This window comes from Sporosarcina sp. FSL K6-2383 (assembly GCF_038618305.1).
Lineage (GTDB): Bacteria > Bacillota > Bacilli > Bacillales_A > Planococcaceae > Sporosarcina.
Map to the genome: position 1 here is coordinate 2,649,804 of NZ_CP152017.1, position 24,784 is coordinate 2,674,587.

Annotated in this window: 25 protein-coding genes and 1 other annotated feature; of the genes, 7 read left to right on the forward strand and 18 right to left on the reverse strand. The window is 41.4% G+C overall.

Going from position 1 to position 24,784, the window contains the following annotated elements; translation table 11 throughout:
* Positions 1-44: 44 nt before the first annotated feature.
* On the reverse strand, positions 45-1,940 hold the full coding sequence (locus MKZ10_RS13085; protein WP_342505388.1) for a PrkA family serine protein kinase: 1,896 nt from the start codon (positions 1,938-1,940) through the stop codon (positions 45-47).
* 303 nt (positions 1,941-2,243) lie between these two features.
* Complete coding sequence (locus tag MKZ10_RS13090; protein WP_342505389.1) at positions 2,244-3,071, reverse strand: DUF368 domain-containing protein; 828 nt, start codon at positions 3,069-3,071, stop codon at positions 2,244-2,246.
* A 249-nt stretch (positions 3,072-3,320) separates the two neighbouring features.
* On the opposite strand from MKZ10_RS13090, the gene MKZ10_RS13095 reads away from it, so the two are divergent.
* Positions 3,321-3,530, forward strand: a complete 210-nt coding sequence (locus MKZ10_RS13095) for a helix-turn-helix transcriptional regulator (protein WP_342510195.1) — start codon at positions 3,321-3,323, stop codon at positions 3,528-3,530.
* On the forward strand, positions 3,527-3,958 hold the full coding sequence (locus MKZ10_RS13100; RefSeq protein WP_342505390.1) for a hypothetical protein: 432 nt from the start codon (positions 3,527-3,529) through the stop codon (positions 3,956-3,958). Before MKZ10_RS13095 ends, MKZ10_RS13100 begins: the two co-directional genes overlap by 4 nt.
* A gap of 37 nt (positions 3,959-3,995) precedes the next feature.
* Here the strand turns inward: MKZ10_RS13100 and MKZ10_RS13105 are convergent, their stop codons facing one another.
* The 4 genes from MKZ10_RS13105 to MKZ10_RS13120 all read right to left on the reverse strand — a co-directional run bounded on the left by MKZ10_RS13105 (position 3,996) and on the right by MKZ10_RS13120 (position 8,343).
* Positions 3,996-5,144, reverse strand: a complete 1,149-nt coding sequence (locus MKZ10_RS13105) for an acyl-CoA dehydrogenase family protein (RefSeq protein ID WP_342505391.1) — start codon at positions 5,142-5,144, stop codon at positions 3,996-3,998.
* A 19-nt stretch (positions 5,145-5,163) separates the two neighbouring features.
* On the reverse strand, positions 5,164-6,312 hold the full coding sequence (locus MKZ10_RS13110; RefSeq protein WP_342505392.1) for a thiolase family protein: 1,149 nt from the start codon (positions 6,310-6,312) through the stop codon (positions 5,164-5,166).
* A gap of 22 nt (positions 6,313-6,334) precedes the next feature.
* The gene (locus tag MKZ10_RS13115) at positions 6,335-7,105 is read right to left on the reverse strand and encodes an SDR family NAD(P)-dependent oxidoreductase (RefSeq protein ID WP_342505393.1); all 771 of its coding nucleotides are present in this window, start codon (positions 7,103-7,105) and stop codon (positions 6,335-6,337) included.
* A 263-nt stretch (positions 7,106-7,368) separates the two neighbouring features.
* Positions 7,369-8,343, reverse strand: coding sequence for a rhodanese-related sulfurtransferase (locus MKZ10_RS13120; protein WP_342505394.1), 975 nt, complete (start codon positions 8,341-8,343; stop codon positions 7,369-7,371).
* A 415-nt stretch (positions 8,344-8,758) separates the two neighbouring features.
* Between MKZ10_RS13120 and MKZ10_RS13125 the strand changes: the two genes are divergently transcribed.
* From MKZ10_RS13125 to MKZ10_RS13135, 3 genes are all read left to right on the forward strand, one after another.
* Positions 8,759-10,276 carry a polysaccharide deacetylase family protein gene (locus tag MKZ10_RS13125; RefSeq protein ID WP_342505395.1) on the forward strand — a complete coding sequence of 506 codons (1,518 nt, stop codon included), beginning with the start codon at positions 8,759-8,761 and terminating at the stop codon, positions 10,274-10,276.
* Positions 10,277-10,426: 150 nt separating this feature from the next.
* Positions 10,427-10,810, forward strand: a complete 384-nt coding sequence (locus MKZ10_RS13130; protein ID WP_342505396.1) for a GntR family transcriptional regulator — start codon at positions 10,427-10,429, stop codon at positions 10,808-10,810.
* Positions 10,811-10,813: 3 nt separating this feature from the next.
* Positions 10,814-11,920: a DUF5808 domain-containing protein gene (locus tag MKZ10_RS13135; protein ID WP_342505397.1), complete on the forward strand. Its 1,107-nt coding sequence runs from the start codon at positions 10,814-10,816 to the stop codon at positions 11,918-11,920.
* 39 nt (positions 11,921-11,959) lie between these two features.
* Here the strand turns inward: MKZ10_RS13135 and MKZ10_RS13140 are convergent, their stop codons facing one another.
* Entirely contained in the window at positions 11,960-12,943 is a 984-nt protein-coding gene (locus tag MKZ10_RS13140) for an NAD(P)/FAD-dependent oxidoreductase (protein WP_342505398.1), read from the reverse strand.
* Between the two features lie 176 nt (positions 12,944-13,119).
* Positions 13,120-13,401 carry a DUF6509 family protein gene (locus MKZ10_RS13145; protein ID WP_203246697.1) on the reverse strand — a complete coding sequence of 94 codons (282 nt, stop codon included), beginning with the start codon at positions 13,399-13,401 and terminating at the stop codon, positions 13,120-13,122.
* A gap of 219 nt (positions 13,402-13,620) precedes the next feature.
* Here MKZ10_RS13145 and MKZ10_RS13150 point away from each other — a divergent pair, with 219 nt between their 5' ends.
* Positions 13,621-15,318 (forward strand): M3 family oligoendopeptidase, encoded by a 1,698-nt coding sequence (locus MKZ10_RS13150; protein WP_342505399.1) that lies wholly within the window; start codon positions 13,621-13,623, stop codon positions 15,316-15,318.
* A 91-nt stretch (positions 15,319-15,409) separates the two neighbouring features.
* On the opposite strand, the gene MKZ10_RS13155 is transcribed toward MKZ10_RS13150, so the two are convergent.
* From MKZ10_RS13155 to MKZ10_RS13175, 5 genes are all read right to left on the reverse strand, one after another.
* Complete coding sequence (locus MKZ10_RS13155) at positions 15,410-17,074, reverse strand: formate--tetrahydrofolate ligase (protein ID WP_342510197.1); 1,665 nt, start codon at positions 17,072-17,074, stop codon at positions 15,410-15,412.
* Positions 17,075-17,209: 135 nt separating this feature from the next.
* Positions 17,210-18,193 (reverse strand): zinc-binding dehydrogenase, encoded by a 984-nt coding sequence (locus MKZ10_RS13160; protein WP_342505400.1) that lies wholly within the window; start codon positions 18,191-18,193, stop codon positions 17,210-17,212.
* Positions 18,194-18,332: 139 nt separating this feature from the next.
* Complete coding sequence (locus MKZ10_RS13165; RefSeq protein WP_342505401.1) at positions 18,333-19,205, reverse strand: metallophosphoesterase; 873 nt, start codon at positions 19,203-19,205, stop codon at positions 18,333-18,335.
* A complete protein-coding gene (locus MKZ10_RS13170) occupies positions 19,205-19,699 on the reverse strand; it encodes a helix-turn-helix transcriptional regulator (protein ID WP_342505402.1) in 495 nt (164 codons plus the stop codon). The genes MKZ10_RS13165 and MKZ10_RS13170 overlap by 1 nt, the downstream gene beginning before the upstream one ends.
* Positions 19,700-19,793: 94 nt before the next feature.
* A complete protein-coding gene (locus MKZ10_RS13175) occupies positions 19,794-20,279 on the reverse strand; it encodes a dUTP diphosphatase (protein ID WP_342505403.1) in 486 nt (161 codons plus the stop codon).
* Positions 20,280-20,371: 92 nt separating this feature from the next.
* Here MKZ10_RS13175 and MKZ10_RS13180 point away from each other — a divergent pair, with 92 nt between their 5' ends.
* A complete protein-coding gene (locus MKZ10_RS13180) occupies positions 20,372-20,752 on the forward strand; it encodes a sigma-w pathway protein ysdB (RefSeq protein ID WP_342505404.1) in 381 nt (126 codons plus the stop codon).
* 29 nt (positions 20,753-20,781) lie between these two features.
* Here the strand turns inward: MKZ10_RS13180 and MKZ10_RS13185 are convergent, their stop codons facing one another.
* The 5 genes from MKZ10_RS13185 to thrS form a co-directional block, all read right to left on the reverse strand.
* Positions 20,782-21,072, reverse strand: coding sequence for a DUF1294 domain-containing protein (locus MKZ10_RS13185; RefSeq protein ID WP_342505405.1), 291 nt, complete (start codon positions 21,070-21,072; stop codon positions 20,782-20,784).
* Positions 21,073-21,262: 190 nt separating this feature from the next.
* Entirely contained in the window at positions 21,263-21,622 is a 360-nt protein-coding gene (rplT, locus tag MKZ10_RS13190; RefSeq protein ID WP_342505406.1) for a 50S ribosomal protein L20, read from the reverse strand.
* Between the two features lie 41 nt (positions 21,623-21,663).
* Positions 21,664-21,864, reverse strand: coding sequence for a 50S ribosomal protein L35 (rpmI, locus tag MKZ10_RS13195; protein WP_203246687.1), 201 nt, complete (start codon positions 21,862-21,864; stop codon positions 21,664-21,666).
* A 27-nt stretch (positions 21,865-21,891) separates the two neighbouring features.
* A complete protein-coding gene (gene infC, locus MKZ10_RS13200; RefSeq protein WP_203246966.1) occupies positions 21,892-22,410 on the reverse strand; it encodes a translation initiation factor IF-3 in 519 nt (172 codons plus the stop codon).
* 78 nt (positions 22,411-22,488) lie between these two features.
* Positions 22,489-22,636 (reverse strand) — a sequence feature (ribosomal protein L20 leader region).
* Positions 22,637-22,831: 195 nt separating this feature from the next.
* Positions 22,832-24,766, reverse strand: a complete 1,935-nt coding sequence (thrS, locus tag MKZ10_RS13205) for a threonine--tRNA ligase (RefSeq protein WP_342505407.1) — start codon at positions 24,764-24,766, stop codon at positions 22,832-22,834.
* Positions 24,767-24,784: the final 18 nt, after the last annotated feature.

Here is a 24,784-nt window from a genome sequence, read left to right on the forward strand (position 1 = left end):
CACACCTACCTATTGGCAAACTTGAACACATCAGTGTATTAGCATCAGCGATTCAGTAAACTCCCTACATAGCGCAGCAATTCATTAGCCGAGATTGAATTATAACCATGTTCATCAATAAGTCTCGCGACGACTTCATTGATTTTTTTCAAATGGGATTCATCAGGTGTTTTCGAGGAAGTTGTAATCTTCACGACATCCTTTAAATCAGCAAATAACTTCTTTTGAATCGCTTCACGTAAACGATCATGTGATTTATATTCAAAACGTTTCCCTTTTCGTGCATAAGCAGAAATCCGAATGAGAATTTCCTCGCGAAATGCTCGTTTAGCATTTTCTGATATGCCAATTTGTTCTTCGATAGAACGCATCAGTTTCTCGTCAGGATTCATCTCTTCATCTGTTAAAGGGTCTCTTAATTTATTTTTATTACAAAATGCTTCCACATTATCTAAATAATTATCCATCAAATTGACTGCCGACTCTTCATATGAATAGACAAATGCTTTTTGCACTTCTTGTTTGGCAATTTCATCATATTCTTTTCTGGCAGCCGCAATATAATTCATATATTTTTCACGGTCTTCCTGTGAAATGGAAGCATGTTGGTCAAGCCCATCCTTCAAGGCTCGCAACACGTCAAGTGCATTGATCGCCGGGATTTCCTTGCGGATAATGGCGGAAGAAATACGGTTAATGACATAGCGCGGATCAATGCCATTCATCCCCTCATTCGGGAACTCTTTCTTCAACCCATCAACATCCATCGGATTAAAGCCTTCCACGCTTTGCCCATCATACAAATACATTTTTTTCACAACATCAATGCCTTGTTTTTTGGAGATTTCTAGCCTCGTCAAAATAGAAAAAATCGCTGCCACTCGTAAAGCATGAGGCGCAATATGAACGTCAGCAATATCACTTTCATTAATCATTTTTTCATAAATTCGTTCTTCCTCGCTGACCTTTAAATTGTATGGAATCGGCATGACAATAATTCTAGAATGCAATGCCTCATTCTTCTTATTGGCAATGAAGGAACGATACTCTGTTTCATTTGTATGGGCAACGATGAGTTCATCAGCACTGATGAGCGCAAATCTGCCCGCCTTAAAATTCCCCTCCTGCGTCAAGGACAATAAATGCCATAGGAATTTCTCGTCTAGCTTCAACATTTCTTGGAACTCCATCATGCCTCGGTTCGCTTTGTTTAATTCGCCATCAAAGCGATAGGCACGTGGATCAGACTCAGACCCAAATTCAGCAATTGTTGAAAAGTCTATACTGCCCGTTAAGTCAGCAATATCCTGTGATTTCGGATCAGAAGGTGTAAATGTACCAATACCGACTCGTTTGTCCTCTGAGAAGAAAATACGTTCAACCAACACATTTTCAATTTGTCCGTCATATTCTTGTTCCAAGCGCATTGTATTAAGCGGAGACAAGCTGCCTTCAATGCGAACACCATATTGTTCTAAAAAATCCTTGCGTAAATGCTGTGGGATTAAATGCAACGGATCCTCGTGCATTGGACAGCCTTTGATGGCGTAAACCGCGCCTTCCTCTGTTTTGGAATAGCTTTCAAGCCCTCTTTTTAACAAGGTAACAATGGTCGACTTCCCTCCACTAACAGGCCCCATCAACAATAAGATTCGCTTTCGAACATCTAGTCTTTTAGCGGCAGGATGAAAATATTCCTCGACGAGCCTTTCAATTGCCTCTTCAAGACCAAAAATTTCTGCTCCAAAAAAGTCATATAGCTTCTGCCCATCTTTTTCCGCCAAACCTGAACTTTTAATCATATGGTATACGCGTGAATGTGCCGTTTGAGCAACTTCTTTTCGTTCCTTCACAATACCCAAGTATTCCGCAAACGTGCCTTGCCATTTCAGCTTGTTTTCTTCTTCTCGAAAACTTTTTACTTGGTTTAATATATCCATACTATTCCCTCCAGTCAGGGCATGGTTTTATCCATAGTATGCGCAGGGGCGAGTTATGATGCAGGATCAATCACGCCTCGGCGTGATTGCGTCCAGATTTTGAATTGAGCTTGGGGCCAGCACGAGGCTGGTCATGGAACCGTTGCCGCAGGACGCGGTGAACTTAGGTTACCTTCTAACTCCCTTCAAAATCTGTGACATCCGCCGGAGGTTTAACTTAATTCAGCAAATGTATTTGCTGAATTAAGTTAAACACAAAAGCACCAGACTCCAAAGTACTAAGAGTCTGGTGCTTTTAGGTTGTTAGTGGTGCATAATAGAAGTCTTATTTGGTGAGCTAAACATATTCGCAACAATCAGACCTGTAATGAAGGCTATGACACTCATCACAAATGGCGTCCCGCTTTCCGGAATACCCGGATAGACAACGAACACTGAACCGATAATCAGACCAATAATGGCCGCAAAGGTAATGTACGTGAAATTAGCTAGTAAATAGCTAATGACTCTACTGCTGACGATAAAACCGACTATGACACCAGCACCAATGACTGCAATGATTGGTAAATTGAAATTGGACAATGCGCCAATTGCCGTCGAATAGACACCTAGCAGCAACAAGATGAATGAGCCGCTAATACCGGGAAGAAGCATCGCCATGCTACCTGCCCAGCCGGCAAGGAACAAGCCAATTGTGTTGGTGGCTGTCAATGTTGTAATCGGCGTTGTATCCAACGGTTTAATAAAGGCAGTTGAAGCAAGTGCTACTCCTAGAAGGAGAATAAGTAGGAAGTGCGTCCATTTAAAGTTCTTTTTGACTCCTGCTTGTTTCGTAATGAAAGGCAGCACGCCGAGAATAAGCCCCATAAAGAAAAATTGTGTAGGCTCATTATAGTTTTTCAATAAAAATTCAATCACTCTACTGAATAGTAAAAGGGTAACCCCAATTCCAATACCAAGCGGCAACAGGAAACCGATATACTTTTTCCAGTCACGGCTGAAAAATCCGCTAATTGATGCTAATAATTCATCATATATCCCAAGAATGAACGCGATGGTTCCCCCACTCACTCCAGGAATCAGATCGCTGATTCCCATAAAGAATCCTCGATATAAGTTTCTCCACTGCATAAAACAAGTTCCTCCAATTTTAATTCAATGCTCATAGTATACCACTTTTGCTTCTTCCTAAGTAAGTATAGTCGTTACAATAATGTTAACACTAGAAGTACAGTTGATTACACATTATGTATAGTTAACTTTACAAATAGAATAGTTTGCTATACAATTCTAATAAGTTAGTATAGAAATCCCATTGAATCCGCTGCGCCTAACGCTTAGTTTTTATATATAAACTAACCAGCTTACCAGCAAGGAGGAATCCCATTGCTTAGAAATCGGGTGAAAGAATTGAGAGCACGTTTTAATTTGACGCAGGGTGATTTGGCGGACAAGGTTGGGGTGACGAGGCAGACGATTGTGTCGCTTGAAAAGGGTAGTTACACCCCTTCTCTGCTGCTCGCAATGAATATTGCGGAAGTTTTTGACATGCCGATTGAAAAGATTTTTTCGAAGGAGGGGAAAATATGAAGAATTTAACGGTTGCGATAGTACTCAGGATTTTATTTTTTATCACACTTGCCTTGTTTGCGTTCAACACAGGTCGCTTTACATCTTATAGCTTTTACTTCACACTACCTTATTGGATTATATTATTCCTGCTCTATTTACAAATGAAAAAACAGTATAAAAGCGAACCAGATGGTAGACCATCTACAAAGGATCTTGTTCTACCTGAGTTTTCATCAAAAGACGAACGTGAAATAGAGCTGACTGGGAAAGCAGCGAAAAGTGCATTATCAGCCATCCTTATCTCTACCCCGTTTTTTTTATTCTTATTAGCAGGGATTATGATGTTTGAAGGTTCAAGCTTACTAACTTTTTTGCTTGTAGCCACTATTCCGATTGTCGGTTTAATCGCCTATTATTTTTCATACCGCTATCATTATTTGCAATGAATCAAAGTGCCAGCAAATCACTCACAGGCACTTTGATCTACAACCCCATATTCTTCGCAATAATCACTTTCATAATTTCATTCGTACCGGCGTATATAGAGGCTACTGGGATATCCCTGTAACGCCTAGCAATCGTATACTCCTCCATATAGCCATAACCGCCATGCAGTCGCATGCATTCCGTTGAAATTTCCTGTGCCGTTTCAGTCAGCCAATATTTTGCCATCGACACTTTCGTCACGACGTCTTTACCGGCAATATGATCCTCGATCAATGATTCCAAAAATGCTTTGCCAAGCTCAACTTTCGTTGCCATCTCTGCAATTTTAAACTGTGTATTTTGGAATGAAGAGACCGATTTTCCAAACGCCTCTCGGGACTTCACATAACGGATGGTCGTCTCTAGCATATCCTCCGACGCAATTTGTGCAGCAATCGCAACAACCAACCGCTCTTGTTGTAGTTTCGACATAAGATAACCAAAGCCTTTTCCTTCTTCGCCAAGTAGATTGCTAACGGGAACTCTACAATCCTCAAAGTATAATTCAGCCGTATCCTGCGCATGGAGACCCACCTTATCGAGTTTGCGCCCCTTCGTAAACCCCGTTGTTCCCTCTTCTACGGCAAGTAGGCTAATCCCTCGGTGCTTCGGTTCGGCATGTGCATCTGTTTTCACCACAACGACAAAAAGATTGCCATTAATACCATTTGTAATGAATGTCTTTTGTCCATTGACGACATAATAATCCCCATCACGAATAGCGGTCGTCTGCACATTCGCCAAATCAGATCCTGTACCCGGTTCCGTCATGGCAATTCCCGTAATGATATCGGCTGACACACATCCTGGTAGCCAACGTTTCTTTTGTTCAGCAGAACCGTATGATTCGATATAAGGTACAACTATATCATTATGCAAGCCGACACCAACTAAACTTGTACCTACTCTTTCTAATTCTTCGGATATGATGACACCAAAGCTAAAGTCAAGTCCTAGTCCACCATATTCATCTTCTACTTGTGGGCACAGGAAGCCCATTTCCCCAAGATTTTTCCAAAATGCAATCGGAATGATACGTTGTTGTTCCCATGTATCATAATGCGGGACTGCTTCTTTTTGAAGAAACTTCCTTAGTGAATCTCTGAACATGATATGCTCTTCTGTTTCAAATTTGTATCTCGCCATTTCTAGCCCCCCTTACTTATCACAGTCGTTCAATGATCGTCGCGTTAGCCATCCCCATACCTTCACAAATTGCTAGCAAACCATAGCGCCCGCCTGTTCGTTCCAATCTATTCATCAACGTCACTAATAATTTTGTTCCCGTAGCCCCTAAAGGGTGCCCAAGTGCAATGGCGCCACCGTCAGGATTTAGTTTTTCAGGGTCTGCTCCAATGTCCTGTAACCAAGCAAGCGGTACTTGTGCAAAGGCTTCATTCACTTCATACGTATCAATTTCTTCAATCGTCAGCCCTGCTTTTTGTAATACTTTCCTCGTCGCTTCAATCGGGCCTGTCAGCATAAGTGTTGGATCTGATCCTGTCACACTGCGAGCAACGATACGTGCTTTCGGTTTTAAGCCAAGTTCATCTGCCTTGTCACGTGACATGAGCAACACCGCTGACGCTCCATCACTGATTTGACTTGCATTGCCTGCTGTAATGACACCATGTTCATCAAAAACTGTTTTTAAGTCACCAAGCACTTCCATTGTTGTGCCAGGTCGCGGTCCTTCATCGACAGCAAAACGGGTGATTGTGCCATCTTCCAGCTCGACATCAACTGGGACAATTTCCGCCTCGAAATAGCCTTTTTCAATCGCTGCTATTGCCTTGAGATGGCTGTCGACTGAATAACGATCCAATGCTTCACGCGTCAACCCCCATTTTTTGACCATACGTTCTGACGATAAACCTTGGTTAATAATTTCGTATTTGTCCGTTAACTTAGTGCTTGGCTTGACGTCGCCAACATTAGACATCATCGGTACTCGTGTCATATTTTCAACACCGCCTGCAATGACGATGTCCATATCGCCAGAAGCAATTGCCTGTGATGCGAAATGGACCGCTTGTTGACTGGAGCCGCATTGTCGATCAATCGTGACACCTGGCACCTCAATCGGAAAATCCGCAATGAGTAGCGCTGTTCTAGCAACATTACTCGCCTGTTCTCCTGTTTGTGTGACACAACCTAAAATGACATCCTCCACATCTTCCTTCGCAACCCCAGCACGGAGTACGAGCGCATCGAGTACAACAGCAGCTAGTTCATCCGGTCGATAACCTGCAAACGCTCCTTTTCTACGTCCTACTGCTGTGCGAACTCCTTCTACAATTACCACTTCTGTCATGACCATTTCACTCCTTCTTAATTTAACGAGGTGACATACGAATACCGCCATCCAGACGAATCACTTCCCCATTGAGATAGCCATTTTCCATCATGAATATCGCTAAGGAAGCATACTCATTCGGATCGCCTAAGCGTTTTGGAAACTCAACCATACTCTCTAATCTTTTTATAACAGGTTCAGGAAGTCCCGCAGCCATTGGTGTATGGAATAATCCCGGTGCGATGGTATTGATACGAATTCCATAAGATGATAGATCACGTGCGATTGGTAACGTCATTCCTGCCACTCCAGCTTTACTAGCGGTATAAGCAGCCTGTCCCATCTGTCCATCAAAAGCGGCAACCGATGCTGTGTTAATGATGATTCCACGTTCTCCATCCTCTGTTAAAGGCTCATTTTTTGCCATTTCCACTGCTGCAAGTCTCAATACATTAAACGTACCAGTTAAATTAATATCCAATACCTTTTTAAAATTCGCTAACGGCATTGCACCCGTTCGACCAACAACTTTTTGCGGTGGAGCAATACCCGCACAGTTCACACATATATGAATCGCACCGAATTTCGCTATTACTTTTTGGATACCCGCCTCAACGGATTCTTCACTTGTTACATCGGCATAGAAAAAATCAACATTTCCCCCTAGTTCCCGACAGATTTCTTCGGCAGCATCCTCATCCAAATCGAAAATGACGACCTTTGCGCCCTTATTTACTAGATTTCTTACTGCTCCTAGCCCTAACCCGGAAGCTCCCCCTGTCACAATTGCAACCTTATCTTTGATATCCAATGTTACATTCCCCCCAAAATTGATTTTCGAATTGAAAATACTTTATTATCCTACGGAATTATGTATACGCTTTCAATTTTGGTGTAGTAGGATTTGGCTTCATATTAGACGATTAAAGCAGTTTAGTAAATAGCGATAACACATTTCTATCAGACTATTCATTTTTTTAAGCAGACTGAATGAGCTGCTAAATAAAAAAAGCCGCCAAAACAGCAACTGTTTCGGCGGCCTTTTTGAACCAACTTCCTGTCGGCTCTAGCTATTTAATTTAAGATACTTGCGTTTTTACGCTTTTCAATGGCTTCAAGTCGTTCATCATACTCTTCAACCGTCATATTATGCTCTACGAAATAACGATTGCGAGGATGTGTACGGCATTCATCTGAACAACTGCGCATGTATAGATGCTCATTTTCTTCAGATGTAATAATTTTCGCATTACATTCCGGGTTCGCACAGTTCACATAGCGTTCGCATGGTGTCCCGTCAAAATGATCACGTCCAACGATAACTTGCTCGACTTGATTGATGGGCACAGCAATACGCTCATCAAAGACGTACATTTGTCCATCCCATAGCTGCCCTTGTGCCACAGGGTCTTTGCCATATGTCGCAATTCCACCGTGTAATTGGGATACATCCTCAAAACCTTCTCGTACAAGCCATCCAGAGAATTTCTCACAACGAATACCACCTGTGCAATATGTCAGGATTTTCTTCCCTTCAAACTGCTCTTTGTTGTCACGAATCCACTCCGGTAAATCACGGAAGTTTTCAATATCCGGACGTACTGCACCACGGAAATGACCTAAATCAAACTCATAATCATTGCGTGCATCAATGATGATCGTATCTTCCTCTTGCATTTTTTTGAACCAGTCTTCTGGGCTCAAGCGTTTACCTGTTAACTCATTTGGATTGATATCTTCCGCAAGGCTCAAGTTAACGATTTCCTCACGCACACGTACATGCATTTTCTTGAAAGCATGCCCATCAGCTTCGTCGATTTTGATAACCATATCCGCGAAACGCTCATCCTGTTTCAATAGGTTCATGTAGGCATCCGTCTGTTCAATCGTTCCTGAGCATGTACCATTGATCCCCTCAGCACCGACTAAAATTCGGCCTTTTAAGCCAATTTCTTTACAAGCTTTCAAATGTTCAACAGCAAATGTTTCTGGGTCTTCGACAGGGACATATTTATAATACAGAAGAACCCGATAAGTACTTTTTTCCAATTTTCCAACCACCTTGTTTTTTTATAATTGCATGTTATAAGTCAACAACCGGATCGGTATTAAGTGTAAACATACAAAAGATACCCGCATATGCACAATACGAGATGCTGCCATTGTACCATATATGTGCAATTGGAAAAAGAGATTTTGATTGCTTAGAACTTGTTCCTACGCGATTGTCAAAAGTTTTTCACGATCTTCTAAGAGGACCCAAAGGGAATTAAACACATGGTTAAACCTGGAGAACCACAAATACTTTCATTTCATTGGTTCACTACTATCTTTCATGTATACTGATAGAATATGTTCAACGCATTAGTAGACATTATGTTTTATTTTTATATGTTGATTCAAGTGAAACTATTTACTAGTTTCATCCGTCTAACTTTTTACAACCAATAAAGGAGCCCACAGCATGACAAGAACACATCGTAAGCGCCGTTCGACTTGGATTGACATTACATTTTCAACAATCATTATCGCCCTAACCGTTGCCACTATTTATTTAATTTCACTGAACGGCAAAAACACAGCTGCTTCACCCCCTAAAACACAAGCTGCCAAACCGACTCCTGTAGTAATCGATACGATTGACTCCAGCTATCCAGGCATCAAAATTATTACCGAAACATCGAATGATACATATTCTCCATTTGCTATTCAGTACCCACAAAGCTTACATAGCACATTCAATGATGCGATTTCTACTTATATCACATATACGAAAAAAAGCTATTTGACTGCCATGGAAAAGAATAGAGAACTAGCGAGTAAATATAAAGGCGAATTGAATATCTCCTTTGAAACATTGTCCCATCACTCTGGAAATTATTCGTTTGTCATTGTCAACTCTAATTCTATCGTTGGTGCAAATGGTGCAACAGAAATCCGTTCCTTTCACTTAAATCCTGTAACAGAGAAAATTATTTCCATTGAAGATGTCTTTAAATGGGATCAGAAACGACTTGAAACGATTTCTACTTTAGTAAGGGATCACCTTTATAACGATTCGACTTTGAAAGACCATTTATATCCCGAGGAGCTCCACCTTAACACAGAGCCAGTTTGGGAGAATTATAGTAATTTTGCTTTGACAGATGACTCCATTATCTTTTATTTCGATGAATATGAATTGGCTGCTGGAGCCATTGGACCTCCAATTGTCGCGATTCCCCTCGGGGCGATCAATGACTTGCTAGCTGATGAGTTTAAAATACAAGTCCAAGAGTCAGATTCATCACTAGATGAAAATATCGAAGTTGAAAAGCCCGACGATGGCACAACACCTGATGTCAACGCCCCCCCTAGCAACGAGGAGCAAATCAGGGATATTGATCAAAACTCCGGTGGAACTCCACTTCACGACGGGACTGGAGAAACTATTGTAAAAAAAGTTGCACTAACATTTGATGATGGACCTGATCCTAAGGTAACGACTCAAATTCTTGATACATTACAAAAATACAATGCTAAAGCCACATTTTTCATGCTCGGTAGCCGGGTTGAATATTATCCTGATATCGCTAAAAATGTCAAAGATGCTGGCCATGAACTTGGGAACCATACATGGAATCACCCTGATTTGACCAAAGCAGATTCGGAAAAAATAGGCAATGAGATTAATCGGACATCAACAATTATTGAGACGGTAACTGGAACAAAAGCAACAGCCTTCAGACCACCTTATGGCGCGGTGAATCAAAAGGTAAGTAGCCAAACAGGTTTACCTGTCGTACTGTGGGATGTCGATACACTCGATTGGAAACATCGTAATGCTAATCGGCTATTGATGAAAGTCAAAGAAGAAACAAAAGACGGCAGTATTATCCTTATGCATGATATCCACCAATCCACAGCCGATGGACTCGATGCCGTTCTTGCGTATTTACAAAGTGAGGGCTATATATTTGTAACCGTTTCAGAGCTAGACTAGTTGAAAATTCTACCGATGAAATGCCCCATAAATGTTAGGTACTAACTAACATTTATGGGGTGTTTTCAGTTTCAAAATAGAATACTTCTATTCTATACATACTAGAACAAATTTGTTATAATAAAATTAGAACAGTTAGGAGGGATTATCGTGTTTATTCAAATTGAACCTTCTTCAGACATACCTATTTATACACAATTAGCTAATCAGTTAACTGAATTGATTGCACGGGGGGAGCTTATTGGCGGAGACGCCTTGCCTTCTGTACGCTCACTGGCAGCTGATCTAAGTATGAATATGCATACAGTGAACAAGGCTTATCATACACTTGAGAAGAAAGCTATCATTCAAATTGTACCGAAGTCTGGAGCGATTATTAACCCGATTATCCAACAGGGGATACAGGATAATCATCGTAACAGGATTATAGATGAATTGAAGCCTATACTTGCCGAGGCGATTGTACTTGGGATGAGCAAAGAAGACTTACTAGCACTTGCATCATCTATCATTTCAGACATCAAGGGGGAATAAAAAATGGAACTCACCATTTTTCTTATCATTATCGCTTTCATCGTCATTATTCAAGCTGCTATACCATTTTTACTAAGACACACGATTGCCTTTGGTGTTACGATTCCAGAGGGATATACAGACGATACTACCGTTGCATCCTATAAAAAAAGTTATTCAACAATTATCCTCATCATCGGTCTTTTTTCGCTTATCGGCTATGCATTTTGGGCAAATGGTGACACAGTTACCGGAGCACAAATCGTACTAGCAGGATTAGCGATTCAATTTGGACTACTGTTTCTTAGCATGGCACTTTATTTATACTTTCACACAAAAACAACACGTCTTAAACACAGCAATCATTGGGGAGTAGAGTTAAAGCAAATACAAATTGCTGACTTAGCCATCCACTCAAAAAATGAGATGTTACCAAGTATTCTCTATGCCCTTCCAATGCTTATCACAATTGGATTAATCGCATATACAGGTACACAATACGGCCATATACCAAACATGATTCCAACACATTGGGGACCAAATGGACAACCTGATGCTTTTAGTCCCAAAACACCTTTTTCAGTAGTCGCCCTATTACTTATCCTCCTTGTAATACAAGGAATGATGCTTGGAATTCATGCGTTTACAAAACGTTCTGGTATTAAGCTAAATCCAGCTAAAGGGAAAACGTCACAAGTTCAGCAGTTGGCATTTCGAAAATATACGAGTTGGTTTTTATTCATGGTAAGTGTACTGATGACGATTCTTTTTGGCTACCTACAACTGACAACGATTCATCAAGGCCTTGCGAATGCAGCTATTATGTTTGCGCTACCGATTGGATTTCTATTGCTCATCCTAATTGGAACTGCAGTCTATGCATTTAAAGTAGGTCAAAGTGGGTCACGCATTCATGTGCCTTTTGAAGATGAAGCCAAACCTGGCATTACCGCAGTCGATGATGACCACAACTGGAAATTCGGTATCTTTTATGTTAATAAAAACGACCCCTCCATTTTTGTTGAAAAAAGGTTCGGTGTTGGCTGGACTCTCAATTTTGGGCACCCTGTTGGCTATATCATCTTGTTTGGTCCATTATTGCTAATCTTGGTCATTACTTTCCTATTATAAAAAAAGCCGCGATTATGCGGCTTTTTTCATGTAAACTATTTAGCTAAATACACTCGTACTATGAAGAGGTTGTACTCTTGCTTTCGGATCAATATGCGACTTTGCATGGTTAACAGCAATCGGTGCCTCGCCTAGTCCAACAGCAATCAATTTCACCTTTCCATCATAGTTTGTAATATCCCCGGCCGCGTAAATACCTTCGATATTCGTTTCCATTCTTGTATTAACCAAAATCGAATTACGATCCATCTCAAGGCCCCATTCTTTCAATGGTCCGAGTGATGAGATGTTGCCGTAGTTAACGATTAGATGATCGACGGCCAAATGTTCTTCTATACCTTCTTTATCAGCTAATACAACGCCGCTAATCTTTCCTGCTTCGCCTTCCATCGCTTTTACTGCTCGTGACGTTTTAACAGTCACCTTCGATTCCATCAGCTGATTAACGCTCGTTTCATGCGCAGTAAAACGTTCACGACGGTGAACAAGTGTCACACTTGTAGCAATGTCTTCAAGCATCAGTGACCAGTCAACAGCTGAGTCTCCACCGCCACAAACAACAACATTTTGATCCTTGAAAATGGACAGATCCTTAATACCATAATGCAGTGTTGTTCCTTCGAAATCTACTTCTTCTTTCAAACCAATTTTACGTGGTTGAAACGCGCCAATCCCTGCCGTCAACAAGATTGTACGTGTCAGATGGGTACCTTTGTCTGTTTGCAGGATGAAGTGATCGCCATCGCGTGTTACTGAAAGTGCTGTTTCACCCAAAATGATTTCTGGCTTCGCGTAATGTGCCTGTGTCACAAGATTCGCAACGAAATCCTTCGCAAGTATTTTCGGGAATCCTCCGACATCATATATATATTTATCAGGATAAAGCTCAATGAGTTGACCGCCAAGCTGTGGCAGACTGTCAATAATTTTCACAGACATCTCCCGCATTCCCGCGTAGAATGAAGAGAAAAGCCCAGTGGGTCCTCCCCCGATAATTGTAATATCAACGATTTTGTTATCCATTAGCAAACACTCCTGTTATAGTTTTTCTTTCTCGTCTGGATGAAAAAGAAAACCCTTTGCATCCACTTCACTCATTATCTACTAATTCACTCAAAAAAACACATAATATGTTTTACATTTGTAAGGTGAATTAGAGAAAAGCCTGCACAATTAAATGTACAGGCTGTTGTCTTTTATTATTCCCGATTCGCTTTGCAAAAAGCAAGGACGATTTCTTTTTCGTCATCCTCTAATTCAAAATCAAGGACTTTCTCAGTCGCACGCTCAAAAAAATGATAAGACGCAATACGTTCTTCCTCACCATCAACAGCAAAAATAACGCGAAGCCCAGTTCCACCTTCAGCGTACAACTCATCTTCTTCGTCTAACGTTAAATAGAGTCGAAATTGATAACGTTCACCTGCAATAATTCCAGTTGGATCAAGAATTTGATCAACAATATGTTCATTAATTTCCATAGTTTTAACAACCTCTCACTTACATTTTTTCACATAACGATGCATTAACTGCACACTACTCTCCATCATACATCATTCTCCAACAAAATGATGCAACTTACCCTTTTTCCTCAAAAGAAATTCACAATTATTATCATTATCTTTTGCAATCTGTCCGAACTTCGTGAACAATAGAAACAGTGAAGTATTTCACTAGTAAAAATCCAGGGGGGAATTCGTATGTTAAAATTTGAAGACTATCAATACACTAAACCTGAAATGGCGTCGTTAAAAAAAGAATTTGAAGCCCTGCTTCAGGAATTTCGTTCCGCAAGCTCTTTTGAACAGCAAAACGACGCGATGAAAAAGATTAATGCCATTGGTAGTAACTACTCGACGCAATCTAATCTTGTTTACATCCGCGCCTCTATTGATACGAATGACGAATTCTATCAAAAGGAACGGGATTATTTCGATGAAATTGGACCAGAGTACCAAGAACTTGAAGCTGCTTACTATAAGGAACTCGTCTCTACTCCCTTTAGAGCTCAGCTTGAAGAACAATGGGGGACTCAATTATTTGCGCTAGCCGACAATTCAATCAAATCATTTGCACCAGAAATTGTAGAATTGCTCCAAAAGGAAAACAAATTATCATCTGACTACTCAAAACTCGTAGCATCTGCACAAATCGAATTTGATGGAAAAACGTTAACGCTTGCACAAATGGGACCGTATGCAGAATCGACAGATCGTTCAATTCGCAAATCTGCGATGGAAGCTACGCAAAAATTCTATGCGGATAACGGGGAGCAATTCGATACAATTTATGATGAACTCGTTTCACTTCGCCATCAAATTGCGACAACACTTGGCTATAAAAACTATGTAGAACTTGGCTATGTACGCATGAATCGCATTGATTATGATGCAGATATGGTGAAAAAATTCCGTGATCAAGTACGAGATTTCATCGTCCCACTTGCTAACCGCCTCTATGAACGTCAAGCAGAGCGAATTGGGATCGATAAATTAAAATACCATGACCAGTCTTTCAATTTCCTATCAGGTAATGCGACACCACAAGGTTCTCCTGAATGGATTATTGAAAACGGTCAAAAGATGTATGCCGAACTGTCACCTGAAACAAATACGTTTTTCAAATTTATGACGGACAAAAATTTGTTGGATATAGAAGCGAAGAAAGGAAAAGAATCAGGCGGTTATTGTACATTCATCGATGATTACGATTCTCCGTTCATCTTTTCTAACTTTAATGGTACTTCCGGCGATATTGATGTACTAACGCATGAGGTCGGGCACGCATTCCAAGTGTATTCTAGCCGCAATATCGGTATTCCAGAATATATGTGGCCCACATATGAGGGAGCTGAAATCCATTCCATGAGTATGGAATTTTTCACTTGGCCGTGGATGGAACTCTTCTTCAAAGAACAAGCCGATAAATATAGGTTTTCACATCTGAGCGATGCATTGCTCTTTTTACCATACGGTGTGGCTGTAGATGAGTTCCAACATGTTGTGTATGAAAATCCACAAATGACGCCAGCCGAACGCAAAGCCGCTTGGAAAAAAATTGAGCAAATCTATTTACCTATGCGTGATTACGATGGTATCGAATACTTGGAATCAGGCGCAGCGTGGCAACGTCAAGGACATATTTACGCAAGTCCTTTCTATTATATCGATTATACGCTAGCCCAAATATGTGCGTTCCAATTTTGGAAACGCTCACGTGAAGACCATGCAGCTGCTTGGAAGGACTATTTACATTTGTGCACGCTTGGCGGTTCAAAACCATTTACGCAACTCGTTGGTGAGGCAAATCTAATCTCCCCATTTGAAGATGGCTGCGTAGAGTCTGTCATTGGCACAATTGAATCATGGCTGAATTCAGTAGATGATCAAGCGTTGTAAAAATCAAACAGGCTATCCGAGTATTGCGGATAGCCTGTTTCTTTATGTTCATTCCATCATTTTGTAAAAGCTGAACTAATTTTCGAATTTACTACATTAAACCTTTTGCATTACCGTCTGCATCTATGTCCATACCAAGTGCCGCTGGGGTTTTCGGTAGTCCAGGCATGGTCATAATATCACCCGTTAAGCAAACAAGGAACCCTGCACCTAGTTTCGGAATGATTTCTCGAATTGTGATTGTAAATCCTTCAGGTCGCCCTAACATTGTCGGATCATCAGAAAATGAATATTGGGTTTTCGCCATACAAATCGGTAGGACATCCCACCCATTTTTTTCGATATTCCGCAGATTTTTCAATGCATTGTCTGTCAAAATGATACCTTGACCACCGTATACCTTTTGTACAATTGCTGTGATTTTATCACGCACAGATTGCTCTATACCATACAGTGGAGCAAAATGGTTTGGTTTCTCCAGCAGGCTGAGTACCTCTTGTGCTAACGCGAGCCCACCTTCTCCACCACGCTCCCAAACATCTGTCAATGCCACACGGATCGCATTCGTTTCACACCAATCAAAAATCACTTCGAGCTCATCTGGTCTGTCTGTTATAAAACGATTGAGTGCAATGACAGGCTCTACACCGAAAGCCAGTACTGTTTCGACATGCTTTGCCAAGTTTTCCATGCCATCTTTCACAGCTTGAACATTCTCTTCTTTCAGCTGATTTTTTGGCATGCCTCCATGCATTTTCAATGCGCGTACTGTTGCGACAATAACAACAGCATCGGGCGCAAAATTTCCATGTCGGGCTTTAATATTCATAAATTTCTCGGCACCCAAATCAGCTCCGAATCCCGCCTCGGTAATGACAATATCCGCTAGTTTACGTGCTGTATTTGTTGCCATGAGTGAATTACAACCGTGTGCAATATTGGCAAATGGTCCACCGTGTATCAAGGCTGGAGTTCCTTCAATCGTCTGAACCAAATTAGGTTTGAATGCTTCTTTTAACAGCAGTGTCAATGCACCTTGTACGCCAAGATCACGAACAGTAACCGCTTCCTTGTCATATGTATAGCCAATGACAATCCGAGCAATTCGTTCCTTCAAATCCGTTAGGCTAGTTGCCAAGCAAAATACTGCCATAATTTCAGAGGCTACCGTAATGTCAAAGCCATCTTCTCTCGGTACACCTTGAGCAGGTCCTCCTAGACCAATTGTCACATGACGTAGTGCTCGATCATTCATATCCAGTACACGCTTCCACGTAATTCTTCGCGGGTCAATTCGAAGAATATTGCCGTGATGAAGATGATTATCAATCATAGCGCTCAGTGCATTATTTGCCGTCGTAATAGCATGAATATCCCCATTGAAATGTAAATTAATCTCTTCCATTGGTAACACTTGCGCATAACCACCGCCAGTTGCCCCGCCTTTCATCCCCATAACTGGACCAAGGGATGGTTCTCGCAATGCAATCATTGTCTTTTCACCCAACTTCGAAAGTGCATCCGCCAGTCCGACGGTAACAGTCGACTTCCCCTCTCCTGCCGGTGTCGGACTAATTGCTGTAACGAGTACTACTTTACCGTTTTTGCTTGTTCCAGTCAGTTTCGTAACATCAATTTTCGCTTTATACTTACCGTATGGCTCAACCGCTTCTTCGGGAATACCGGCCTTAGCGGCAATAGTCCATATCGGTTGCATAATCGCTTTTGATGCAATTTCTAAATCCGTCAACGGAATAACTTCTTCTGTCACAACAACCCCCACCTTTCTTTATCTACAGTATAGCGCATTCATATTTCGGATTAATCCTTACTTTCTGACATTCACGCGACAAATTTACTGGTTTCGGAAACCACTAAGGTACTTGGCGAATCACTCACTTATCCGCAATACCACTTTTCCAAACTGCTTACTGTCTTCAATATAATTAAACGCCGCCTTCGCATCATTCATAGGAAACACTGTATCGATTACTGGACGAGTTCCGTGCTTTTCAATATGTGCCAGCATGTCACGCAGTTCTTCTCTACTACCCATCGTCGAGCCAAATAATTGATATTGGCCATAGAAAAAGGCACGTAAATCAAAGTCAACCGTATCGCCTGCCGTCGCCCCGAACACAACGATACGCCCTCCTTTTTTTAGCACACCTAGCGAACGATTGAATGTTACTTGTCCAACACTTTCAATCACCAAGTCAATCGTTTCACCTGCTAGTTCCTGTTGCCAATCACTAGCTGTATCCAGTGCGATATCCGCCCCGAGCTCAAGTGCCTGCTTTCGCTTCTCCTCACTGCGCGATGTCACAATGACACGTGCCCCACTATTTTTTGCAAATGCAATCAGATAGGTTGCTACACCACTTCCAGCCCCTGGTATGAAAACCGTATCGCCTGCCTGCAAGCTCCCTTTTGTGAACAAAGCACGATAACCAGTCACCCCGGATAAAGCTAACACCGCAGCCTCTTCCCACGTTAAATGAATCGGTTTTTTCTCAATCTGCTCCGCCGAAATAGCAATTTTTTTCGCAAACGTTCCGTGATCAGGCATACCCAAAATATCAAAGCCTTCTGGTGGTGCATCACTTTTGTCATACCAACGAAGTGCAGGATTGATAATGACTTCATCCCCAATGTTAAATGCCGTTACCTCTTCACCAACTGACTCAATTACACCTGCTCCGTCTGAACCGATGATTAATGCCTCCGTTGCATCCCCTCTACGAGCAGGTATGTATAGGTCACGCCGATTCAGACCCGCCGCCCGAATCGCGACAACAACTTCCCCTTTTGCCGCAACAGGTTCTTCCATCTCACTAATTTTCAACTGTCCAGCTTCATGAATAAACGCTTTCACAACTGTCACCCTTTCCCACTCAATACCCTTACACACTACTTCTATTATACCATGAAATCACCAGTAGGTTCACACTGTTCGAAATTGTCTATACAACAAAAAAACGCAAGAAGCACTTTGCTCTTTGCGCTTTTTCTTACTATTTTTCATTTTTTAATGTAACGACAACGATTTCTGGTTGATTGAAAATCCGGATAGGAATGATACTGTTTCCCAGCCCACGACTAACTACCATCTGACTATCATCCTTTTTGTGGACGCCCGCTGTATAAGTTGGAAACCAACCTTGTCCCGGCGATACAAGTCCGCCTAATCCCGGAAATCGGAATTGACCTCCGTGTGCATGACCACTAAATATGATATCCATTCCTTGCTCGACGTAAGCCTCAAATTGCTCCGGTCTATGTGACAAAAGTATTTTAAACATCCCATCAGGTACATGTTCAAATGCTCGGTTCATTGAAGTCTTGACCGCCTCTTCATCATCCAGATAGCTGAATAGCGGATCTTCAATCCCACCAATTGCTATCGCATCATCCTGATTCAACGTGATAATCTCTGCTTCATCTGATAAGACTTGAACGCCCAAATCTTCCAACTCTGCCTTGATACGTACCATATCATTCGTTGCGATTTCATGATTTCCAGTGACATAATACATCGGCGCAACTCCTTGTAGTCTTTCAACAAGAAGTAAACTTTGCTCAAGATTATAACGATTGCTGTCAATAAAATCCCCCGTGATGAAAATAACATCAGGTGTAATCAGTTTCACTTTATCGACGACATCTGCATGATTTTCACCGAACTTCGCATCATGCAAATCGGATAACTGAACGATTTTGTATTGGTTGAAATCAGCTGGAACATTATCGGAAACAATGGTATATTGCGTTACACCAACTGTTGTATTGCCCCAATAAGTCAGCAAAATAAAAACAAAAAGTAGTGCAATCATGAGGAGCCAAATTGTCTTCCTATTCTTTTTGCTCGTAATAGCAGTCGATTCCATTACATCCAGCGCTTTTTAACCTTAGCAAGCTCTAGCAATTCAAGGACTTCTTTTTTAGGAAGTTCCGTCAAGATAGCTAACAGTTCGCGCTCCGCACGTCTTCTCCCTTTTCCACTTCTATAGTTTTCCTTATTAATTGCATCCAGTTCTGCATACAAGTCAGCTGTACGATCAGTTTCTTCATCTGCTCCCAACTCATCCGCAATTGTTTCTCGTAACTTATCATACAATAAATCAACATTCGGTGACCCGGTGTTTTTAAACGCTTTTGAAACCTTCGCATTCCCAAGAATTAGCTCATCTGTCGAAACATTAAAACGTTCTGAAATTTTCGCAATCCATGCAGCGGACGGGGCATTTTTTCCTTTTTCCCAGTCTTTGATACGACTAGCCGATGTTCCAATAGCCGTACCAAACGCCATCATGGACAATCCACGTTGCTCCCGCAATGTTTTTAAACGTACACCAAAATCCTCTTTATTCCATTCATTCATATTGATGCCTCCTCTAATAGTTCACTTGCTATACTCTATTATTTTTTATTCAGAGGTTTCTGTCAATCAATTTTTGATTTTTCTATAAAACTTTTTAATAACCTGTTTTCTGTCGATTATAATTCTCTTCATTCTTCGCTATGTAAGCCTGAATGATGTCCTCATTCGTAAAGCCTAGTTTGTTAGCAATCGCACCGTAATAGACCCACACTTGCTCATAAGACTCCATTGTCAGCTCCTCCAAAAAACGGTGAATAACGCCGTTTGTTGCCAAAAACAACTGTGTTAAATTCCCTTCCACTTCTCCCACCGGCCAAGTCGTCAGTGTATGTAAGTCCTTTTCAATCCCAAGCGACAGTAAAAAGTGAATGGAGTCCACGTATTCCTCCAAAATAATCGTATCCTCTGATGGACCTTTCGCACTCCAAAATTTAAAACAACGTGTCTCATTCGCCAACTCCGCCAACTCGACCAACAGTGCAAGTCCTTTTTCTTGAAATACATCTGTCTGCTGTTGTCGATTATTTTGGATAAATGAATCCAGTTCTTGTTGCATAGTAAATAATATTGTCAGTTGCATAAAAAAACCTCCGAAAAATTCAATAATAGTGAAACCAATCCCATCCCTCATCCGTATAAGAGAGTACTACATTTAAAGTGAGGGGATCTGTTATGCCATTGCTGATCCGTTTTGTCATTATCGCCTTCATCATTTATTTATTTTACCGAGGTATTCGTTATTTAACGGACCCTAAACGAAAATTAGATGAAGCTTATGAACAACAGCAATTTTACTTTTATGATGATGTGAAAAATGTTCGAAAAAACTTCTTCATTACGTACAAAGGTGCTATGTTTGAAGGCGAGAAATACTTAGGAACAACTGAGGACTCATTTGATGTTGTATCCATTTTCGTCTGGGTAAAAGACGAAGCAAAACTACAAGGTTTCACAAAGGATGATTTCCATTTCCTTAAATCCGAGATTCTTTCTAACTATCCAAAAGCAGATATCGGTTGGAAAAATCCTATTGAGCAATTGATGAATGCTTAATGATGGCCCGTCGGTTTGACGGGCTTTTCTTATGCGGTGAATCCCCCAGGCATCCGAACACCTAACAAATATAACATACCCACCCCATAAACCATTGCTAATAGAAGGAAGCCGATACGGAATGATGTGTGCCGTGTCTTATGACGAAACATTTGCATACCTAAATAAGCACCAATGCCACCGCCAAGGATCGCCAGTAACCATAAATTTCTTTCTGGCACTCTGCGCCCTCTTTTCTTCGCTTGTCGCTTATCATACCCCATTGCTGCAAAAACCCAAATGGACATAAACATAATCCAACTTATTATTATCGATTGCACCCATTTCCCTCCTTCTCTCTTGCTTCATTTTACACTATTTTTTAATCAGAATGTCCCTAATTGTGTGAAACTGGGCTACCCCTGGCAAACTCGATATCCCTTATCCACCTCTTCTACTTTGCTAATAGACAAAAAAGCCACCTCGATATCGGATTAACTCCGATTTTCGAGGTGGCTTTTAGTTATAGACTTATTTTGCGATTGATTTTTTAGCTGCATCTGCAAGTTGTGCAAACGCTGATGCGTCAGTTACCGCAAGATCAGCTAGCATTTTGCGGTTAACGTCGATGCCAGCCACTTTTAAACCGTGCATAAGTGTACTGTATGAAAGACCGTTAATACGTGCAGCTGCATTGATACGTGTGATCCAAAGTTTACGGAATTCACGTTTCTTTTGACGACGGTCACGGTATGCATAGTTAAATGATTTCATGACCTGTTGGTTTGCGACTTTGTAAAGTCTATGTTTTGAACCGTAATAACCTTTTGCTAATTTCAATACTCGATTACGACGCTTGCGCGTCACTGTTCCACCTTTTACGCGTGGCATAGTTCATTACCTCCTGCTTTTCTGTCCGATTATGGTTTGAATTATTTTACGTATGTCAGCATTTCGCGGATACGTTTGTAGTCTCCTGAAGAAACGAGTGAAGCTTTACGCAGGTGGCGTTTCGCTTTTGTCGATTTATTCGCAAAAAGGTGACTTGTGTAAGCACGGCCGCGTTTCAATTTACCAGAACCGGTTTTTTTGAAACGTTTCGCTGAACCGCGGTGAGTTTTCATTTTTGGCATGTTCTGTTCCTCCTAAATCTTTCGTTGTTACTGTTTTTCAGCAGTTGGTGCAAGTACTAAGAACATACTGCGACCTTCCATCTTCGGTCTTTGTTCAACCGTAGATACATCTTTGCACGCTTCTGCGAAACGGTCAAGGACACGCTGTCCAATTTCCTTGTGTGTAATTGCACGTCCACGGAAACGGATAGAGCATTTTACTTTGTCGCCTTTTTCAAGGAATTTGATTGCGTTACGTAGTTTCGTTTGAAAATCATGCTCGTCGATTGTCGGGCTTAGTCGAACTTCTTTGAGTAGGATAATCTTCTGATTTTTACGTACTTCGCGGTCCTTTTTCTGTTGCTCAAATTTGAACTTCCCATAGTCCATGATACGAGCTACTGGGGGTTTCGCTTGTGGAGCGACAAGGACGAGATCCAAATTCGCACGAGCGGCGATTTCTAGTGCCTCGGTACGAGTTTTGATTCCGAGCTGATCGCCGTTATGGTCGATAATTCGCAGCTCGCGGGCACGAATACCCTCATTTACGTACATGTCTTTGCTAATAGTAATCCACCTCCGGATGTTATCTCGCGAATACATGGTTTGGGTATATCAACCACTTAGGTCGATCCCACAGGTCCATCCAATCAAAAAAGGTAGACAAATTAGATTTGTCTACCCGCGTATGTGTACGTACATCGAAATGCACGGCACGTTCACTCATGTGTTGACCTGTCAACAACGTCTAGGCGTCAAACAGGTGAGAAGCGGGTAGCCTCTTCTTATACCACAAACTGTATTCAGTTATTTACTAACCTTAATTACTTTAACACAAGACGTTATACATGTCAACAACTATATTCAATTACGCCTCGGCGTAATTGCGTCCAAATTTTGAATTGCGCTTGCGCAATTAACTCCTTTCAAAATTTGTGACATCCGCCGGAGGCTTAACTTGAATCGGCAGATTTTCTGCCGATTCAAGTTATATAGAAGTGACTTCTTCTTGCAATTTCACAATAAATTCCTCAAACGGCATGCTTTCAGATTTTTGCTCACCGTATTTACGAACATTCACTTCGCCCGTTTCTACTTCTTTATCACCTAGTACAAGCATATAAGGTACTTTTTGCATTTGCGCTTCACGGATTTTATAACCGATTTTTTCTTCACGGCTATCAATGTCTACACGGAAGCCAGCTGCAACTAATTTTTCACGTACACCATCTGCATAGTCGAAATGTGCATCTGGTGATACAGGAATCACTTCTACTTGAACAGGTGCCAACCAAGTTGGGAATGCACCTTTGTATTCTTCAATTAGGAATGCGACAAAACGTTCCATCGTTGACACAACACCACGGTGAATAACGACCGGACGATGTTGCTTGCCGTCTTCTCCTACATATGTCAGGTCAAAACGTTCTGGTAGTAAGAAGTCTAGTTGCACAGTTGACAACGTTTCTTCCATACCAATGGCTGTTTTTACTTGAACGTCTAATTTTGGTCCGTAGAATGCTGCTTCGCCTTCCGCTTCCACATAATCCAGTCCCATTTCATCCATCGCTTCTTTTAACATTGTTTGTGCACGATTCCACATTGCATCGTCATCAAAATATTTTTCTGTATCTGCTGGATCACGATAAGACACACGGAATGAATAGTCTTCGATTTTGAAATCTTTATATACGTCAATGACAAGTTGCACAACACGTTTGAACTCGTCCTTAATTTGATCGGGACGGACAAAGATATGGGCATCATTTAATGTCATCCCACGAACACGTTGCAAGCCTGATAGTGCACCTGACATTTCATAACGGTGCATCGTTCCTAGTTCTGCAATACGCAATGGAAGGTTACGGTATGAATGAATACCATTTTTGTAAATCATCATATGGTGTGGACAGTTCATCGGACGCAACACAAGATCTTCGTTGTCCATGCTCATCACAGGGAACATGCCGTCCTGGTAATGATCCCAGTGACCCGACGTTTTATACAATTCTACGCTTCCAAGAACTGGTGTGTAGACATGATCATACCCAAGCTTTTGCTCTTTATCGACGATATAACGTTCAATAATGCGGCGGATTGTTGCGCCTTTCGGTAACCACATTGGTAAGCCTTGACCCACTTTTTGTGAGTTCATGAACAGATTCAATTCTTTACCGATTTTACGGTGATCACGCTCTTTTGCTTCCTCTAGCATATGAAGATGCTCTTTTAGTTCTTCTTTTTTGAAGAACGCTGTCCCATAAATACGTTGTAGCATTTTGTTATTGGAATCACCGCGCCAATACGCTCCTGCGATACTTAGCAATTTGATTTCTTTTAATTTCCCAGTGGATGGCACGTGAACACCACGACATAGGTCGATGAAATCGCCTTGTTCGTAAAGGGATACTTGCTCTCCTGCTGGAATGGCTTCAAGCAATTCCAATTTGTATTCATCATCAATTTTCTTGAAAATTTCTGCTGCTTCTTCACGTGATACATCGTGACGGATGACTTCAACATTTTCAGCAATAATTCGTTTCATTTCTTTTTCAAGCTCTGGTAAATCTTCTGCCGTAATCGGTGTTGGTGAATCAATATCGTAATAGAATCCGCTAGAGATAACAGGTCCAATGCCCAATTTCGCATCCGGGAATTTACGCTTCACAGCCTGTGCTAATAAATGCGCTGAACTATGACGTAAAATTTCTAATGCCTCAGCTGATTGTGGTGTAATGATGCCAAAGTCACCACCTTCAGTAAGTGGTGTTTTTAAATCGACGAGCTTGTCCCCCACTTTACCCGCCAACGCACTTTTGCGTAGTCCTGGGCTAATGGATGCTGCAACATCCTCAGTTGTTGTCCCCTGTGGAAACTCCTTCACTGCGCCATCTGGAAATTGTAATTTAATCATATCTGCCATTTGTAAACACTCCTTTTT

Coding starts and splice junctions, on each gene's coding strand:
- MKZ10_RS13085 (WP_342505388.1), bottom strand. CDS start 1,940: ATGGATATATTAAACCAAGTAAAAAGTTTTCGAGAAGAAGAAAACAAG.
- MKZ10_RS13090 (WP_342505389.1), bottom strand. CDS start 3,071: ATGCAGTGGAGAAACTTATATCGAGGATTCTTTATGGGAATCAGCGAT.
- MKZ10_RS13100 (WP_342505390.1), top strand. CDS start 3,527: ATGAAGAATTTAACGGTTGCGATAGTACTCAGGATTTTATTTTTTATC.
- MKZ10_RS13105 (WP_342505391.1), bottom strand. CDS start 5,144: ATGGCGAGATACAAATTTGAAACAGAAGAGCATATCATGTTCAGAGAT.
- MKZ10_RS13110 (WP_342505392.1), bottom strand. CDS start 6,312: ATGACAGAAGTGGTAATTGTAGAAGGAGTTCGCACAGCAGTAGGACGT.
- MKZ10_RS13125 (WP_342505395.1), top strand. CDS start 8,759: ATGACAAGAACACATCGTAAGCGCCGTTCGACTTGGATTGACATTACA.
- MKZ10_RS13135 (WP_342505397.1), top strand. CDS start 10,814: ATGGAACTCACCATTTTTCTTATCATTATCGCTTTCATCGTCATTATT.
- MKZ10_RS13140 (WP_342505398.1), bottom strand. CDS start 12,943: ATGGATAACAAAATCGTTGATATTACAATTATCGGGGGAGGACCCACT.
- MKZ10_RS13145 (WP_203246697.1), bottom strand. CDS start 13,401: ATGGAAATTAATGAACATATTGTTGATCAAATTCTTGATCCAACTGGA.
- MKZ10_RS13150 (WP_342505399.1), top strand. CDS start 13,621: ATGTTAAAATTTGAAGACTATCAATACACTAAACCTGAAATGGCGTCG.
- MKZ10_RS13165 (WP_342505401.1), bottom strand. CDS start 19,205: ATGGAATCGACTGCTATTACGAGCAAAAAGAATAGGAAGACAATTTGG.
- MKZ10_RS13170 (WP_342505402.1), bottom strand. CDS start 19,699: ATGAATGAATGGAATAAAGAGGATTTTGGTGTACGTTTAAAAACATTG.
- MKZ10_RS13175 (WP_342505403.1), bottom strand. CDS start 20,279: ATGCAACTGACAATATTATTTACTATGCAACAAGAACTGGATTCATTT.
- MKZ10_RS13180 (WP_342505404.1), top strand. CDS start 20,372: ATGCCATTGCTGATCCGTTTTGTCATTATCGCCTTCATCATTTATTTA.
- rplT (WP_342505406.1), bottom strand. CDS start 21,622: ATGCCACGCGTAAAAGGTGGAACAGTGACGCGCAAGCGTCGTAATCGA.
- rpmI (WP_203246687.1), bottom strand. CDS start 21,864: ATGCCAAAAATGAAAACTCACCGCGGTTCAGCGAAACGTTTCAAAAAA.
- thrS (WP_342505407.1), bottom strand. CDS start 24,766: ATGGCAGATATGATTAAATTACAATTTCCAGATGGCGCAGTGAAGGAG.